We start from the raw sequence: 15,875 nt of genomic DNA on the forward strand, positions 1-15,875 counted from the left end.
GGGAGGGCGAGCGCGGACGCGGGTGCTGGGCGCGGACACGACACGCTACGAGACCTGGTCGGCCGGATCGGCTGACACCGGGCGGGGGACGCCGGCGGTCTCGTCCACCTCGTACATCCGGGCGCTGGCCAGGTCGAAATAGAAGCCGGCCAGGGTCAGGCGGCCGTCCTCCACCGCCTTGCGCACGGCGGGGTACGTCATCAGGTTGCGCAGCTGCTGGGCCACGTTGGCGGTGCAGCAACCCTGCTCGTCCGCGGAATCGGGGAAGTGGACGCCGGAGCGGCTCAGCCAGCGGCCCAGGTCGCCGACGGCGCCGCCGGACATCAGGGCCCGGACGGCGCCGCAGCCGGAGTGGCCGCACACCGTGATCGTGCGCACCGCCAGGACGTCGACCGCGAACTCGACGGCGGCGCCCACCGAGGAGTCGGGGCCGCCGGCCGGTGGGACGATGTTGCCGACGTTGCGGACGCAGAACAGGTCGCCGGGGCCGCTTGCGGTGATCAGGTTGGGCACCAGCCGGGAGTCGGCGCAGGTGATGAACAGCTGCTCGGGGCGCTGGCCGTCGCGGGCCAGGCCGGCCAGGTGCGGCTGCACCAGCGGGGCCACGTGCCGCTCGAACTCGCGGATGCCGGCCTCCATCGCGTTGCGCCGCTGACGGTCCAGGTCCTGCCACTGGGTCCAGGAGCCGAGCCGGCGCACGAGGCTCTTGCCGGCACCCAGGCGGCCCTGGGTGGCCCGGGAGAACCAGCCGTCGTGCGTCTCGCGGACGGTCACCTCGCCGCCGGCCTTGGTGTACGCCTCGCGCCAGTCTTCGATCACCTGGAAGGCGCCGTGGTCGAGGTAGTCCAGGTGCAGCTCCACCGTCACCCGCTCGCCCGGCGGCAGCGCGTTCAGCCGCCGGGACACCCGGCCGGAGCAGAGGAACGCCAGGGTTCCGCTGATCGTCACCTCGTGCTCGCCGTCGGCGTTCCGGGCGGTACGGACTTCGCAGCGCACCAGCCGGCTCAGCATCAGCAGCACCGCCGCGGCCAGCCCCAGCGCCACCCCGGTGAGCAGGTCGACCGCCACCACGCCGCCGGCCGTGACCAGGTAGGTGGGCAGTTCCCGGTGCCGGATGTAGGTGCGGATCTGGGCCAGGCTGATCAGCCGGAGGCCGACCACCACCAGCACGGCGGCCAGCGCGGACAGCGGGATGGCCTCCAGCAGGCCGGCGCAGAGCAGCACGAACACCGCGATCCAGACGCCGTGCAGGATGGCCGAGGCGCGGGTGCGGGCACCGGCCGCGACGTTGGCCGAGCTGCGCACGATGACGCCGGTGATCGGCAGGCCGCCGAGCAGGCCGGAGACCGTGTTGCCGGTGCCCTGGGCGATCAGTTCCCGGTTGAGCCGGGCCCGCGGGCCGTCGTGCATCCGGTCCACCGCGACCGCGGACAGCAGCGACTCGACGCTGGCCACCAGCGCGATGGTGACGACCGCCAGCGCGATCTGGTCGAGCGGCGCGTCCGGCCAGGCCGGCCGGATCAGCTCGTCGAGCGGCGCGCCGGGCAGCCCGACCCGGTCCACGTCGGCGTCGGTGACCACGGCCACCAGGGTGGCGGCCAGTACGGCGACGAGCGCGGCCGGCACCTTGGCGACCTTCGGGTAACGCGGCCAGACCAGCAGCACGGTGATGGCGATCATGCCCAGCAGCAGCGACATGCTGTGCGGGCCGGCCAGCTGGCCGGGCAGGTCGCGCAGGTTGTGCCAGGCCTCGCTCTGCGGCGCGCCGCCGAGCAGCACGTGCACCTGGCTGAGCGCGATGACCAGGCCGATGCCGGCCAGCATGCCGTGCACCACGGCGGGCGAGAGGGCCAGCGCTGCCCGGCCCAGCCGGGACACGCCGAGCAGGATCTGTATCAGGCCGGCCACCGCCACGACGGCCGCGGTGCCGGCCAGGCCGAACTCGGCGATGGTGCCCGCCACGATCACGGTGAGGCCGGCGGCCGGGCCGCTGACCTGGAGCGGAGCCCCGCTGAGCGCGCCGGCCACGATGCCGCCGACGACCGCGGCTATCAGGCCGGACAGCAGCGGCGCGCCGGACGCCGCCGCGATGCCGAGGGAGAGCGGGATCGCGACGAGGAACACCACGATCGACGCCGGAAGGTCACGCCGTAGATGCCTTAAAACGGACATACCCGGAAAACTACCGATAGGCGGTTAAGCGATCGTTACGCCCCGGAATTTCCAGGCGGCCGTGGGCTCAGGCTTTCCAGACGTCGCGGTTCGCCTCGTACATCTCCCGCAGGATGGCCGGGACGTCGTAGGTGAGCTTCCAGTCCGGGTAGTGCTGCTCGAAACGGGCCGTGCTGCTGATCCACCACTGGTGGTCGCCGACCCGGTTCTCCTCGACATACTCGGTGCGCGCCTCGAGGCCGGTGATCTCGGCGGCGATCTGGAACGCCTCGATGTGGCTGGCGTTCGAGTAGCGGCCGCCGCCCATGTTGTAGACCTCGGCGATCCGGGGCGCGCGGTAGAACGCCTCGAAGGCCGACACCAGGTCGTGCGAGTGGATGGCGTCGCGGACCATCTTGCCCTTGTAGCCGAAGATCCGGTAAACCCGCTGCTCCATCACACAGCGCATCACGTACGCGAGATAGCCGTGCAACTCGGCAGCCGAGTGACCCGGCCCGGTCAGCGTGCCGCCGCGGAAGACCCCGGTCGGCATGTCGAAGTACCGCCCGTACTCCTGCACCATCACGTCGGCGGCCACCTTGCTGGCCCCGAACACCGAGTGCAGGCACTGGTCGATCGACATGGTCTCGTCGATGCCGTCGTACCACTGATGGTCCTCGGGCAGTTCCCAGCGGGTCTCCTGCTCGACCAGTGGCAGCGAGTTGGGCAGGTCGCCGTAGACCTTGTTGGTCGAGGTGAAGATGAACGGCGCCTCGGGACAGTGCTGGCGGACCGCCTCGAGCATGTTGAGGGTACCCACCGCGTTCACGTCGAAGTCGGTGAACGGCTCGCGGGCCGCCCAGTCGTGCGACGGCTGCGCGGCGCAGTGGATCACCAGGCCCACGTTGCGGCCCAGCCCGGCGAACAGCTTGCGGAGGCCGTCCCGGTCGCGGATGTCGACGTCATGGTGGGTGTAGCGGTCGCCGACCTCGGTGATCAGGCGGTCCAGGTTCCACTTCGTCGACCCGTCGGCGCCGAAGAAGTAGCCGCGCATGTCGTTGTCGACACCCACCACGTCCATGCCGAGGCCGGCGAAGTGCCGGACCGACTCGGAGCCGATCAGGCCGGCCGAACCGGTCACCACGACCACACTGCTCATCAAGTCCTCCGGGAAAGCGGGGTCGGAACGGGCCCGAGGTTACCCGGTGTATGCATATGGCCCGCCGCCTGGCCCGCCGTGTCGGGAACCTCATGCTTGGTCCGGCCACGAAATGGGCACGTCACAGGTTGGATACATCTGATGGCGAGGCTCCGGGACAGGGCAGGGCCATCACTGCGAGGACATAGGCGGTCTGCATGACGGAGTCTCTACCGGCCACCGCGGGCGAAACGGTCGCGGACCGGGAACTCACGCTCGGCGTCGAGGAGGAACTGCACGTCGTCGACCTGGTCACCCGGGAACTCGTGCCGCGCGCCCCGGAGGTGCTGGCCCGGCTCGACCCGGCGGAGTTCTCGGCCGAGCTGCACCGTTCCGTGGTGGAGACGAACACCCCGGTCAGCGCCACGCTCGACGACCTGCGGGCCGGCATCGTGGCCCGGCGCCGGGAGGCGATCGGGGTGGCCGAGTCGCTCGGGCTCGGCCTGGTGGCGTCCGGCACGGTGCCGCTGGTCGACCTGGAGTCACTCCCCGTGACGCCCACCTCGCGCTACCGCCGGATGCTGGACGACTACCAGCTGCTCGCCCGGGAACAGTTGATCTGCGGTGCGCAGGTGCACGTGGGCGTCCCCGACCGGGACGAGGCGGTGGCGGTCGCCCAGCGGGTCACCTCCGCGCTGCCGGTGCTGCTGGCGCTCTCCACCAGCTCGCCGTACTGGATGGGCGAGGATTCCGGGTACGCGAGCGTGCGCTCACTGGTCTGGCTTCGCTGGCCCACGGCCGGCGACCCGGGCCCGCTGGACTCGGCCCCCGAGTTCGACGAACTGGTCGACGACCTGATCGCGTCCGGCACCATCACCGACCGCAAGATGGTCTACTTCGACGTCCGGCCCTCGGCTCACGTGCCGACCGTCGAGCTGCGGGTCACCGACTCGTCGCCGGACGCCGACACCGTGGTGCTGCTGGCCGGCCTGTTCCGCGGCCTCGTGTTGCGGGCCCGTCAGGAATACCGCGCCGGGCTGCCGCTCACCGCCACCCGGCCGCCACTGCACCGGGCCGCGATGTGGCGGGCCGCCCGCTCCGGCCTGGAGGGCGACCTGCTCGACCTGCCGCACTCGCCACGTCCGGTGCCGGCCGCCGTGGCGGTCGAGCGGCTGGTCGGCGACCTGCGCCCGCAGCTCGAGGAGCTGGGCGACTGGGAGCAGGTGTTCGACCTGTCGGTGCGGGCGCTCAGCCGGGGCAGTTCGGCCGCCCGGCAGCGGCGCGCGATGGCCCGGCGCGGCCGGATCTCCGACGTGGTCGACCTGGTGCTGGCGGACACCCGGGGCGGCGCCACCGGCATCGGACCCGCGGGCGCGGGCGACACCGTTCCGGCGGGCCTTTTCCCGTACGCGGGACAGGGCGACGAGGCGTTCCCCGGCGGTGACGTCGTCACCGCGTACGCCGGAATTTTGAATGTCCTGACCGCTCTTGGCCCGGCCGGACTGCGCCGGCGCGAGGATGCCCGGGACGACGAGCAGCGCTCCCGGGGCATCACCTTCAGCGTGGCCGGCGAGGCAGCGACCCGGCTGTTCCCCTTCGACCTGGTGCCCCGGATCGTCGAGGCGCACGACTGGAACCGGCTGACCACCGGGCTGACCCAGCGGGTGCGCGCGCTCGACCGGTTCGTGCAGGACGTCTACAACGGCCGCCAGGTGGTGCGCGACGGCATCATTCCGGAGTGGGTGATCAACGGCTCGCCCGAGCTGCGCCCGAGCGGCGCGCTGGTGGCCCACGACGGGATCCGGGCCCAGGTCGCCGGCGTCGACCTGGTGCGCGACAAGGACGGCAACTGGCGCGTGCTCGAGGACAACCTGCGGGTGCCGTCCGGGATCGGGTACGCGGTGCAGAACCGCCGGCTCACCGCGAGCGTGCTGCCCGAGCTGCCGGTGCCGTCCGGGCTGCTCTCCGTGGAGCCGACCGCGCAGCTGCTCAAGCGGGCCCTGCTGGACGCGGCCCGCCCGGCGGCCGGCGACAACCCGCGGCTGGTCGTGCTCAGCCACGGGCCGGACGACTCGGCCTGGTTCGAGCACCGGATGCTGGCCGAGGAGATGGACGTGCCGGTGGTCCGCAGCACCGAACTCTTCGTGCACGAGGGCCGGGTGCACCGGATGCGGGACGGCAAGCGCTACCCGGTCGACGTCGTCTACCTGCGGATGGACGAGGACAGCCTGATGCACGCGCCGGGCGCCGACGGGATGCCGCTCGGGCCCAGCTTCGTCGCCGCGCTGCACGCGGACACCGTGGTGCTGGCGAACGCGCTGGGCAACGGGATCGGCGACGACAAGTCGGTGTACGCGTACGTGCCTCGGCTGATCGAGTATTACCTGGGCGAGAAACCCCTGCTGGAGGACGTGCCCACCTACCTGTGCGGCATCCCGGAGCAGCGGGCCGAGGTGCTCGGCCGGCTGGACGAGCTGGTCTGCAAGCCGGTGGACGGCTACGGCGGCGACCGGATCGTGATCGGGCCGCACGCGAGCGAGGCCGACCTCGCGGCGGTGCGCCGGCAGATCATGACGGCCCCGCACCGCTGGGTGGCGCAGGAGGTGGTCGACCTCTCCACCCACCCGGTCTTCGACGGTCACCAGCTGGCCGCCCGGCACGTCGACCTGCGCGCCTTCGTCTTCACCGGCACCGAGTCGGTGGTGGCACCGGCCGCGCTCACCCGGGTGGCGCCGGCCGGCAGCATGATCGTCAACTCCTCGCGCGGCGGCGGGTCCAAGGACACCTGGCTGCTCTCGTAACGGCTGAGTAGGAGGCTGGAATCAGATGTGTGGAATCGCCGGTGAGCTGCGCTTCGACGGGCGTACCGCGGACGGGGACGCCGTCCGCCGGATGCTGCCCTGCCTCCAGGCGCGCGGACCGGACGGCTCCGGTTTCGCCGCGCGCGGCCCGGTCGCGTTCGGGCACCGCCGTTTGAAGATCATCGACCTGTCCGAGGCGGGCGGGCAGCCGATGACCGACGAGGAGCTCGGGATCACCCTGGTCTTCAACGGCTGCATCTACAACTACCAGGAGCTGCGTTCTTCGTTAAGTGCGGACGGCTACCGGTTCTTCTCCACCTCGGACACCGAGGTGATCATCAAGGCGTACCACCGCTGGGGTGCCGACTGCGTGTCGCACTTCCTCGGGATGTTCGCGTTCGCGCTGGTCGAGCACGAGAGCGGCCGGGTGGTGCTGGCCCGGGACCGGCTCGGAATCAAGCCGATGTACCTGGCCGAGGCCCCGGGGCGGCTGCGGTTCGCGTCGACACTGCCGGCTCTGCTGGCGGCCGGCGAGGTGGACACGTCGATCGACAAGGTGGCGTTGCAGCACTACATGACGTTCCACTCGGTGGTGCCGGCGCCGCGGACGATCCTGACCGGGGTGCGCAAGCTGCCGCCGGCCACGGTCCGCACGATCGAACCGGACGGCAGGTCGCGCGAACACGTCTACTGGGAGGCGTCGTTCACCCGGCACGCGGGGCTGTCCGAGGCGGACTGGCCGGAGGCGCTGCACGAGAAGCTGAAGCTGGCGGTCGAGCGGCGGATGGTCGCGGACGTGCCGGTCGGGGTGCTGCTGTCCGGCGGGATCGACTCCAGCTACATCGTGGCGCTGCTGGCCGAGCAGGGGCAGCGCGGGCTCACCACGTTCAGCATCGGGTTCGAGGCGGGCGGCGGCGAGAGCGGCGACGAGTTCTTCTACTCCGACATCGTGGCCCGCAAGTTCGAGACCGAGCACCACCAGATCCGGATCGGCGGCGACCGGTTCCTGCCCGCGGTGGACCGGACCGTGACGGCGATGAGCGAGCCGATGGTGAGCCACGACTGCATCGCGTTCAACCTGCTCAGCGAGGACGTGTCAAAGCATGTGAAGGTCGTACAATCGGGGCAGGGAGCGGACGAGATCCTGGCCGGCTACAGCTGGTATCCACCGCTCGCCGGCGTGCCCCGGGAACGCGCCGTCGACGCGTACGCGAAAGAATTTTTTGACCGGCCGCACGCCCGCCTCGCGCGGCAACTCGCTCCGGAGTGGCTGGTCGACACTGACGTCAGCCGGGAGTTCGTGGCGGCGAGCTTCGCCCGGGACGGTGCCACCACCGCGGTGGACGCGGCGCTGCGGCTCGACTCCCAGGTGATGCTCGTGGACGACCCGGTCAAGCGGGTCGACAACATGACCATGGCGTGGGGGTTGGAGGCTCGCGTACCGTTCCTCGATCACGAGCTGGTCGAGCTGGCCGCGGCCTGCCCGCCCGAGCTCAAGCTGGCGCACGGCGGCAAGGGGGTGCTCAAGGAGGCGGCCCGGGGCGTCGTGCCCGACGAGATCATCGACCGGCCCAAGGGTTACTTTCCGGTCCCCGGCATCCGGCATCTGGAGGGTCAAATTCTGGATCGGGTACGCGACGCGCTGCACGCGCCGGCTGCGCGGGAGCGCGGGCTTTTCCGGCCGGAGTACGTGGACTTCCTGCTGGCCGACCCGAACACGCCGCGCACCACGCTGGGCGCCAACCAGCTGTGGCAGCTGGCCCTGCTGGAAATGTGGTTACAGGACAAGGGTATCTAGACGAAGGGTGCACACATGACCGGTCAGCTCCACCGGGTCGACGCCACCGTACTGCCGCTCAGCTGGACCAATCTCCGTCCGCCCGCGGAGGCGGTGGGCAGCTGGTCGCCGAGCCTGTCGCCGGACGGCCGGCATTGCGCGTACGTGTCGGACCGCGGCGGCCGTCCCCAGGTGTGGGTGCAGCCGGTCGGGAGCGATCTGGCCTTCCTGGTGGACACCGGCGAGGAGCCGGTGGCCGAGGTGCACTGGTCGACGGGCGGCGGCTGGCTGGCCTGCCTGGTGGCGCCCGGGGGCGCGCCCCGGCACGAGGTGTGGCTGATCCGGCCCGACGGCAGCGACCTGCACCAGGTGGCCGGCTTCGGCGCCGACACGGCGGACAACATGCGCTGGCTGCCCGGCCGGTCGCTGCTGGCGCTCACCGAAAACCTGTCCACGGCGCTGCTGATCGACCCGGCGACCGGCGAGCGCACCGTGGTGGCGACGGGCGACCTGATCAGCCTGCTGGACGTGCACCGGGACAGCGCCCTGCTCAGGATCGGCCCGCGCGGTGCCCGGATCATCGTGCTGCGCGACGGCACCGTGGTGACGCCCGGCGAGCAGGCGGTTTTCGCGCCCGACGGCGCGATCCTGGCCCGCTCCGAGAACGGCGAGTTCCCGTGCCTGTTCCGCGTCGCCAACGGCGCAACCGAGGTCCTGGCCGGCGGCGACGCCGAGATCGAGTCGTTCGCCCTGACCGCCGACGGCCGCCGTGCCGCCGTCCTGTGGAACGTCCGCGGCGGCGAGTCCGAGGTGGAGCTGATCGACCTGACCGGCGGCGAGCGGGGCGTGCTGGCGCCGCTGCCCGGCAGCGTGGTGAGCGGGTTGGTGTGGAGCTTCGACGGATCGACGCTGGCCTTCTCGGCGGAGGGTCCCGGCCGTCCGCACGGCGTGTGGGTCTGGTCCGGCGCGGCCCCAGCCCTCACTTCCGGCGCCGCTCCGGCAGCCGGCCCGATCGGCGCCGCTCTGGCAGCCGGCCCGATCGGCGCCGCGCCGGCAGCCGGTGAGATCCGGGCGGTTTCGGCGGTGCCGGCCGCGATCGGGGCGGTGCGGCCGATGCTGTGCCGCTTCGAAGCCCACGACGGCCTGGTGCTGACCGGCTGGCTGTTCCGGCCCGCCTCCCCCGGCCCGCACCCCACGGTGCTCTGGCTGCACGGCGGCCCCGAGGCCCAGGAGCGCCCCGGGCACTCCCCGCTCTTCCAGTCCCTGGTGGACCGGGGTGTCGCGGTGTTCGCCCCCAACGTGCGCGGCTCCGCCGGCTTCGGCCGGAGCTTCGTCCGCGCCGACAACGGCCCGCTGCGCTACGCCGCCATCGAGGACGTCCGCTCCGCGGTCACCCACCTGGTCGCCACCGGCGTGGCCGACCCGGCCCGGGTCGGCTGCATGGGCCGCTCCTACGGCGGCTACCTGACGCTGGCCGCCCTGACCCGCTTTCCCGACCTGTTCGCGGTAGGCATCGACATCTGCGGCATGTCCAACTTCGCCACGTTCTACGAAAACACCGAACCCTGGATCGCCGCCGCCGCCATCTCCAAGTACGGCGATCCCGCCACCGACGCCGACCTGCTGGCCGACCTGTCCCCGCTGACACAAATCGACCGCCTGCGCGCTCCCCTGCTGATCATCCACGGCGAGAACGACAGCAACGTCCCGGTGGTCGAGGCCGACCAGGTAGCCGCCGCCCTGGCCGCCCGAGGCATCCCGCACAAGTACGTGCTCTATCCCGGCGAGGGCCACGAACTGCTGCACCGCAACGCCCGAGCCGACTTTCTCCGCGAGGCCGTCGCCTGGCTGACCACCCACCTACGCTGACGGGCGGGCCGGGTCACGCCCGGGCGGTCTTCGCGCTCACCAGCGTCTCCACGCCGTCGAGCAGGCGCTCCAGGCCGAACTCGAACGCCCGCTTCGGGTCGGTGGGCGCGTTGAACTCGGCGCCGGCCGCGGCACCGACCCGGGTCGCGGTCGGGTAGCGCTCCGGCTGATAGACCGCCTCCAGCGCCGGGCCGGCCTGCTCCCACCACTGCTCGTCGGTCAGCCCGGTGCGCTGCGCCACCAGGGTGGCCGCCACCGCCGTGCGAGCGGCGCCGTGCACGTAGTCGCCGACCATCTGCACGACCAGGTCCATCTCGACGTCGCTCAGCCCGATGCCGTCGATCACGCTCAGCTCGTAGTCGTACTTCGCCACGAGGTTGGGCCCGAGCGGCGGCCGGCTGGTCGCCACCTGGAGCAGCCACGGGTGTCGCAGGTATGTCCGCCAGTTCTCCCTGGCGACCGCCGCGAGCCGGGCCCGCCAGCTTGACGCATGACCCTCGAACGGCAACTCGCCGAACACGGTGTCGAGCATCAGGTCGATCAGTTCGGCCTTGCTGGGCACGTACGTGTACAACGACATCGCCGCCACACCGAGCCGCTCCGCCACCCGGCGCATCGACAACGCGGCCACCCCGTCGGCGTCCGCGATCGCGATCGCCGCGGCGGCGATCTCGTCGATCGTGAACCGCGGTTTCGGCCCCGGACGGGGACCGCTCTGGACCCGCCACATCAGGTCGATGCTGCGCCGCGGGTCACCGCCACTGCTGAAGTCGGATGTCACCTCCCCATCTTCCATGGTCCAGCTTCCCTGGCCGCCACCGAGGATTTAACTCTTTACACCGTACGGGATTGGACTATACTCCTTGGCACGATCCCCGTACAGCGTAAGGAGAACGATGATACGGGCCGACCAGCTCACCCGCCACTTCGGCAGCACGACCGCCCTCGACCGCTTCGATCTGGAGGTCCCGCCCGGCTCCGTGCACGGCCTGCTGGGGCCCAACGGCGCCGGCAAGACCACCGCGGTACGCATCCTCACCACGCTGCTGCGTCCCGACGCGGGCCACGCCAGCGTCGCCGGCCACGACGTGGTCCGGGAGGCCGACCGGGTCCGCGCCCGGATCGGCCTGGCCGGCCAGCACGCCGCGGTCGACGAGCAGCTCAGCGGCCGGCAAAACCTGGAGATGTTCGGCCGCCTCCACCACCTCGGGGCGGCCGCGGCCCGGCGTCGCGCCGACGAGTTGCTGGAACGGTTCGACCTGGCCGGCACCGGCAAAAAGCCGGCCAAGCAATACTCCGGCGGCATGCGGCGCCGGCTCGATCTCGCGGCCAGCCTGCTGACCAGCCCCGCCGTGCTGTTCCTCGACGAACCGACCACCGGTCTCGATCCGCGCGGGCGCAACGAGGTGTGGCGGGCGGTCCGGGCCCTGGTCAGCGACGGCACGACCGTGCTGCTCACCACGCAATACCTGGAGGAGGCCGACCAACTGGCCGACCACATCACCGTCATCGACCACGGCCGGGCCGTCGCCTCCGGCACTCCCGACCAGCTCAAGGGCCAGATCGGCGCCGACCACCTCGACGTCGTGCTGCGCGACCCCGACCGCCTGGCCGAGGCCGCCACGGTGCTGGCCCGGCTGGGCTCCGGCGAGCCGGCGGTCGACCCCGATCGGCGCCGGGTGAGCGTCCCGGTGACCGACCGGGTCACCGCACTCGGCGAGGCGGTCCGCGCCCTTCAGGAACGCGGCCTCGACCCGGCCGACGTGGCCCTGCGCCGGCCCACCCTCGACGAGGTCTTCCTGCACCTGACCGGCACCACCGAGAGGAGCGCGGCATGACGGCGATCTACTGGCTGGCGGCCGACAGCTGGACCCTGACCCGTCGCGCCCTGCTGCACTGGGCCAACCAGCCCGGCGCGCTCGTGGTCGGCCTGCTGTTCCCGGTGATGGTGTTGCTGATGTTCGGATACCTCTTCGGCGGCGCCATGGTCGTCCCCGGCGGCGGCGACTACCGCGAGTTCCTGGTCCCCGGCATCTTCACGCTGACGGTCGCCTTCGGCCTCGAGGCGACCTACACCGCGGTGAGCACCGACGCCGCCCGCGGCGTGACCGACCGTTTCCGCACCATGCCCATCTCGTCGGCCGCGGTGGTGACCGGCCGCAGCCTGGCCGACATGCTCAACGCCACCGTGAGCCTGCTGGTCCTGGTCGCCTGCGGCCTGGCCATCGGCTGGCGCTGGCACCACGGCCTGGCCGACGCGCTGGCCGCCGCCGGCCTGCTTCTGCTGCTGCGCTTCGCCCTGCTGTGGCTGGGCATCTGGCTGGCCCTGGTGTCCCGCTCGCCGGAAACCCTGATGGCCCTGCAGATTCTGGTGTGGCCGCTCGGCTTCCTGTCCAACGTCTTCGTCCCGCCCGACACCATGCCCGGCTGGCTGGGCACCATCGCCGACTGGAACCCGCTCTCCGCCACCGCGGCCGCCACCCGCGAGCTGTTCGGCAACCCGGGCTGGTCCGGCACCTCCTGGCCCGCCGAACACGCCACCCTGCTGGCCGTCGTCTGGCCCCTGCTGTTCCTGGCCGTCTTCGTCCCGCTGTCCATCCGCCGCTACCGCCACCTGACCTGATCCGTTGACACCGACCACAACCACCACGCAGCGGCGATTGCTGACCAGATCGCGACGACTGCAGCGCCTGGCTCCACTGCAGTCGTCACGGTCACGGTCGCCATTTTGTCCGGCCCCTACCCTGAGGCCATCGAGCTTGACGTGGCCGAGAGGTGCGCATGTCGAATGCAGGATGGGGCTCAGGCAGTGGGCACCGTCTTCGTGGGACTGGTGGGTCTATGGCTGGTGAACAGCTATCGCCGGCAAATCCGACTGAAACTCGTTGAACGACAAGTCGACTCGTACCAAAGACTGTGGAGTCTTACCGCGCCGGCTACGCCGGACCGGACCACGCCGATGAGCGAACAGGAACGCCGTGATGTCTACGACTCCATGCTCGACTGGTACTTCTCGTCGGGGACGGCATCTTCGCATCGGCCGCGACCCGCGACCTCTTCGTCGCCGTCCGCGCCAATCTCGTTGGGCCGGTGGAGTCCGTGATGCCGTCGACACTGGCTCGGGACCTGGCCACCAATGTCCGGGCCCGACGCCCAACGACGGCGTGGGTGCGTGGTGATCCGGCAGGACTACTACAGTCCGCTCAGTCCCGAGGACCGGGCCTTCCTGACTGCTTGCGGGATATCGTCGCGGCGGCGGCCATGGCGAACTAAAGGCCGCACTCGCCCCCAGGTCAATGCGTGTGTGCGGCATGCGTCCAGCGGCTGACAGTCGCGCCGAGGAGAACCGATAGGTGAAGTGACAAACGAGGTCGATACGGCACAAGACCGCATCGACCTCGGATCCAGCTGGATCAGAGCAACCCGCGAACGTACGCCGCCTGCCCCGCGTGCTGGGCATCGTCGTCGATCACGCTCACCAACCGGACCCCCAAGGTCACCGGCGGGTCCCAGGCCGTGTCCACCACACGGTCCAGGTCCGCCGGGCTCAGGCCGGACACGAAGGCGATCGTGCGTTCGTGCACCGCCCGGTAGTAGTCCTCGAGCACCTGGGCGCTCTCCGGAGCCACCGCGGCCACCTGGGTGGGCGAGTGCGCATAGCCGGTGTCCGCGGGGTCCGGTTTCAAGCCGAAGCGCGGAGCCCAGTCACCCGTGAGGTAGATCTGCTCGGCGCCCATGACGTCCGCGATGTGGTCGTCCTGGACGCGGGTCAGGTGCCACACCAGCCAGCCGATCGGGTTGGCACCGGGCGCCGGTGCCCAGCGCAGCTGGTCGGGGGTCAGGTCGTGCACCGCGCTGCGCACCAGGTCGGGGAGGCGCCCGAGGGCGTCGGCCAGGAGGTCCTTGGCTTCCATGATCGGTTTACTCCGTCCCGTTATCCGGGTTTCGAGTATCCGCCCCCAGCGGATCCGCGACGCCCGGATCGGGCCCCGAGTTGGGGCCGGAGTCGGAGCCGGTTCCCGGGTCGGCCGCGCCGCCGGTGGGCGACCCGGTGGGCGAATCGGTGTCCGGCTCGGTCGTCGCCCCGCCTCCGGGCTCGGTCGCCGGCGCCTCGGTCGGTGCGGTCGTGGCGGCGCCGCCGGGCCCGGTGGTCGCCGGGTCGTCGCCCGACGGGTCGGTGCTGGTGGCCGGTGCCGGGTTCTCGCGATCCGAGTCCGACGAATCCGACGAGGTGAACAGTCTGGACAGCGTCGACCGGTCGCCGGTCCCGCCACGTGTCGCGTCCGCTATGGAGCGACCCGAGACGATCTCGGCCACCGTCAGCGTGCCCATGGCCAGAACGAACACCGCGCCGGCCACCATGGCCACCCGGCGCCAGCGGATCTTGCCCCGGGAAACGGCCTGCTCGGACGGTGTCTCCTCGGCGGCCGCAGCCACCTCCGGAGTGCCGACCGCGGCCGGCGCCGTCAGGAACGTACCCACGATTTTCTTGCGCCCTCGGTCGATCGACCGGTGGTACACCTCGGTGCCCACCGAACCGATCAGGCTCGCCACCGCGGCGCCGATCAGTGTGCCGGCCACCCCCAGGAACGAGCCGATCACGGCCGCGGACACCGCGGCCAGCACGCCGGCAATGGTCTTCGGTATGTCGATCCCGGACCAGAAACGGCCCGGTGCGTGCTCAGTCATGTCCTCCTCTCCCCCTCACTCCAGTTCCCACGATTAAGGTTCTCGCCTTTACCGCACGGCTCATCCCTAAACCCAGGGCCACCCGAAGTGGACGCACCACGACACCCTCATCGGCCAGCCGGCGCCGGGCCAGCCTGCGATTACGCAAGATTCCGGCCAGTCCGACGGCAAAGATGAGATATTGCACAGCCATCGCGATTTTGAAGTCGCTGATCTCGTACGTGGCGCGACCGCCGGTGCGCGCGTCCAGGATGAGCCCGACCAGTTCGATGGTCAGCAGCGAGGCCACGAAGCCGCCCACGTTGACCACGCCGGTCGCGGTGCCGAGACGGCTCGGCGGGTTGAAGGTCCGCGCGTAGTCGAATCCGATCATCGAACCCGGACCACCCAGCCCCAAAGCCATGACAAGCAGCACGAGTACGGGCAGCGGCGCGTGCCCCGGCCACGCCAGCACCAGACCCCACGCCCCCGCGTTCACCGCGATCACCGCGAGCACCAGCACGGACCGGCGCAGCGGGTAGCGCTGCACCAGCACCCCGATCAGCGGTCCGGCCGCCATCCCGACCAGCACGAACAGGGCCAGCAGCGTGCTCGCCGTCTCGCGGTCCAGGCCCTGGCCGGCGATCAGGAACGGGAAACCCCACATCAGCGCGAACGCCGTGCCCGCGAACTGGGTGGTGAAGTGGCTCCAGAAGCCGAGCCGGGTGCCCGGGTGCCGCCAGGACTGGGCCAGGTCGCTGCCCACCCGGCGCAGGGTCACCGCGTCGCCGCTGCTCAGCCGGCGATCGGGGGTGTCCCGCAGCGCGGCCAGCGCCACCAGCGCGATGAACACGCCGGTGGCCGCGGTGCCGAGGAACGCCGTGGTCCATCCCGGCCCGGCTAGCAGGGCCGCCAGCGGCACCGCCGAGAGCACCTGCCCGGTCTGCCCGATCAGCCCGGTGAGCTGGGTGAGCACCGGCACCCGGCGGGCCGGGAACCAGTGCGGCACCAGGCGCAGCACGCTGATGAAGGTCATCGCGTCGCCGGCGCCCACCAGGACACGGGCCAGCACCGCGCCCTCCACCCCGTGCGTGGTCGCCATCAGCGCCTGCCCGGCGGCCATCACCATGCCACCGGTGACGATCAGGCGCAGCGAACCGAACCGGTCCAGCAGCAACCCGACCGGCACCTGGAGGCCCGCGTACACGAGCAACTGGAGCACGGCGAACGAGGCCAGCGCGCCCGCACCGACATGGAACCGGTCCTGCGCGTCCAGCCCCGCCACCCCCAGCGAGGTGCGGTGCAGCACGGCCATGATGTACGCGGCCAGGGCGACGGCCCACACCGCCCAGGCCCGACCGGTCGGTCGCATGGGCAATGTCCCGCCTTCCACTCGCTCCTTACCGTGCGTTATCCAGCCTGCTCCGCGGCCAGGACTCCGACAATGCTTTCGCGGTCTGGACCACACGTG

11 protein-coding genes are annotated in these 15,875 nt (G+C 71.4%); 5 read left to right on the plus strand and 6 right to left on the minus strand.

What is annotated here, in order from left to right:
- Nucleotides 1-45: 45 nt before the first annotated feature.
- Both Ari01nite_RS02930 and Ari01nite_RS02935 read right to left on the minus strand, forming a co-directional pair.
- Nucleotides 46-2,172, minus strand: coding sequence for a SulP family inorganic anion transporter (locus Ari01nite_RS02930; protein WP_203778961.1), 2,127 nt, complete (start codon nt 2,170-2,172; stop codon nt 46-48).
- A gap of 67 nt (nt 2,173-2,239) precedes the next feature.
- Complete coding sequence (locus Ari01nite_RS02935) at nt 2,240-3,310, minus strand: NAD-dependent epimerase/dehydratase family protein (protein WP_203778962.1); 1,071 nt, start codon at nt 3,308-3,310, stop codon at nt 2,240-2,242.
- Nucleotides 3,311-3,507: 197 nt separating this feature from the next.
- Here Ari01nite_RS02935 and Ari01nite_RS02940 point away from each other — a divergent pair, with 197 nt between their 5' ends.
- From Ari01nite_RS02940 to Ari01nite_RS02950, 3 genes are read left to right on the plus strand one after another with little or no spacing between them, the layout of a single operon-like run.
- Complete coding sequence (locus Ari01nite_RS02940; RefSeq protein WP_203778963.1) at nt 3,508-6,090, plus strand: carboxylate--amine ligase/circularly permuted type 2 ATP-grasp protein; 2,583 nt, start codon at nt 3,508-3,510, stop codon at nt 6,088-6,090.
- 25 nt (nt 6,091-6,115) lie between these two features.
- Nucleotides 6,116-7,888, plus strand: coding sequence for an N-acetylglutaminylglutamine amidotransferase (locus Ari01nite_RS02945; protein ID WP_203778964.1), 1,773 nt, complete (start codon nt 6,116-6,118; stop codon nt 7,886-7,888).
- 15 nt (nt 7,889-7,903) lie between these two features.
- On the plus strand, nt 7,904-9,736 hold the full coding sequence (locus Ari01nite_RS02950; RefSeq protein WP_203778965.1) for a S9 family peptidase: 1,833 nt from the start codon (nt 7,904-7,906) through the stop codon (nt 9,734-9,736).
- A 13-nt stretch (nt 9,737-9,749) separates the two neighbouring features.
- On the opposite strand, the gene Ari01nite_RS02955 is transcribed toward Ari01nite_RS02950, so the two are convergent.
- Nucleotides 9,750-10,517, minus strand: a complete 768-nt coding sequence (locus tag Ari01nite_RS02955) for a TetR/AcrR family transcriptional regulator (RefSeq protein ID WP_203778966.1) — start codon at nt 10,515-10,517, stop codon at nt 9,750-9,752.
- 115 nt (nt 10,518-10,632) lie between these two features.
- On the opposite strand from Ari01nite_RS02955, the gene Ari01nite_RS02960 reads away from it, so the two are divergent.
- Nucleotides 10,633-11,574, plus strand: a complete 942-nt coding sequence (locus Ari01nite_RS02960) for an ATP-binding cassette domain-containing protein (RefSeq protein ID WP_203778967.1) — start codon at nt 10,633-10,635, stop codon at nt 11,572-11,574.
- On the plus strand, nt 11,571-12,359 hold the full coding sequence (locus tag Ari01nite_RS02965) for an ABC transporter permease (protein WP_203778968.1): 789 nt from the start codon (nt 11,571-11,573) through the stop codon (nt 12,357-12,359). Before Ari01nite_RS02960 ends, Ari01nite_RS02965 begins: the two co-directional genes overlap by 4 nt.
- Before the next feature lie 790 nt (nt 12,360-13,149).
- Here Ari01nite_RS02965 and Ari01nite_RS02970 read toward each other — a convergent pair.
- Genes Ari01nite_RS02970 through Ari01nite_RS02980 form a run of 3 tightly spaced genes read right to left on the minus strand, consistent with a single transcriptional unit; the run spans nt 13,150 to nt 15,776 of the window.
- Nucleotides 13,150-13,650: a mycothiol transferase gene (locus Ari01nite_RS02970; RefSeq protein ID WP_203778969.1), complete on the minus strand. Its 501-nt coding sequence runs from the start codon at nt 13,648-13,650 to the stop codon at nt 13,150-13,152.
- A gap of 7 nt (nt 13,651-13,657) precedes the next feature.
- Entirely contained in the window at nt 13,658-14,425 is a 768-nt protein-coding gene (locus tag Ari01nite_RS02975; protein WP_203778970.1) for a hypothetical protein, read from the minus strand.
- A complete protein-coding gene (locus tag Ari01nite_RS02980) occupies nt 14,418-15,776 on the minus strand; it encodes an MFS transporter (protein WP_203778971.1) in 1,359 nt (452 codons plus the stop codon). Before Ari01nite_RS02980 ends, Ari01nite_RS02975 begins: the two co-directional genes overlap by 8 nt.
- Nucleotides 15,777-15,875: the final 99 nt, after the last annotated feature.

Source organism: Paractinoplanes rishiriensis (assembly GCF_016862375.1).
In the GTDB taxonomy this organism is placed as follows: Bacteria; Actinomycetota; Actinomycetes; order Mycobacteriales; family Micromonosporaceae; genus Actinoplanes; species Actinoplanes rishiriensis.

What these genes read in the sequence shown, in the direction of transcription:
- Ari01nite_RS02980 (WP_203778971.1), bottom strand. Translation starts at nt 15,776, where the DNA reads ATGCGACCGACCGGTCGGGCCTGGGCGGTGTGGGCCGTCGCCCTGGCC.
- Ari01nite_RS02935 (WP_203778962.1), bottom strand. Translation starts at nt 3,310, where the DNA reads ATGAGCAGTGTGGTCGTGGTGACCGGTTCGGCCGGCCTGATCGGCTCC.
- Ari01nite_RS02945 (WP_203778964.1), top strand. Translation starts at nt 6,116, where the DNA reads ATGTGTGGAATCGCCGGTGAGCTGCGCTTCGACGGGCGTACCGCGGAC.
- Ari01nite_RS02965 (WP_203778968.1), top strand. Translation starts at nt 11,571, where the DNA reads ATGACGGCGATCTACTGGCTGGCGGCCGACAGCTGGACCCTGACCCGT.
- Ari01nite_RS02930 (WP_203778961.1), bottom strand. Translation starts at nt 2,172, where the DNA reads ATGTCCGTTTTAAGGCATCTACGGCGTGACCTTCCGGCGTCGATCGTG.
- Ari01nite_RS02975 (WP_203778970.1), bottom strand. Translation starts at nt 14,425, where the DNA reads ATGACTGAGCACGCACCGGGCCGTTTCTGGTCCGGGATCGACATACCG.
- Ari01nite_RS02940 (WP_203778963.1), top strand. Translation starts at nt 3,508, where the DNA reads ATGACGGAGTCTCTACCGGCCACCGCGGGCGAAACGGTCGCGGACCGG.
- Ari01nite_RS02960 (WP_203778967.1), top strand. Translation starts at nt 10,633, where the DNA reads ATGATACGGGCCGACCAGCTCACCCGCCACTTCGGCAGCACGACCGCC.
- Ari01nite_RS02950 (WP_203778965.1), top strand. Translation starts at nt 7,904, where the DNA reads ATGACCGGTCAGCTCCACCGGGTCGACGCCACCGTACTGCCGCTCAGC.
- Ari01nite_RS02970 (WP_203778969.1), bottom strand. Translation starts at nt 13,650, where the DNA reads ATGGAAGCCAAGGACCTCCTGGCCGACGCCCTCGGGCGCCTCCCCGAC.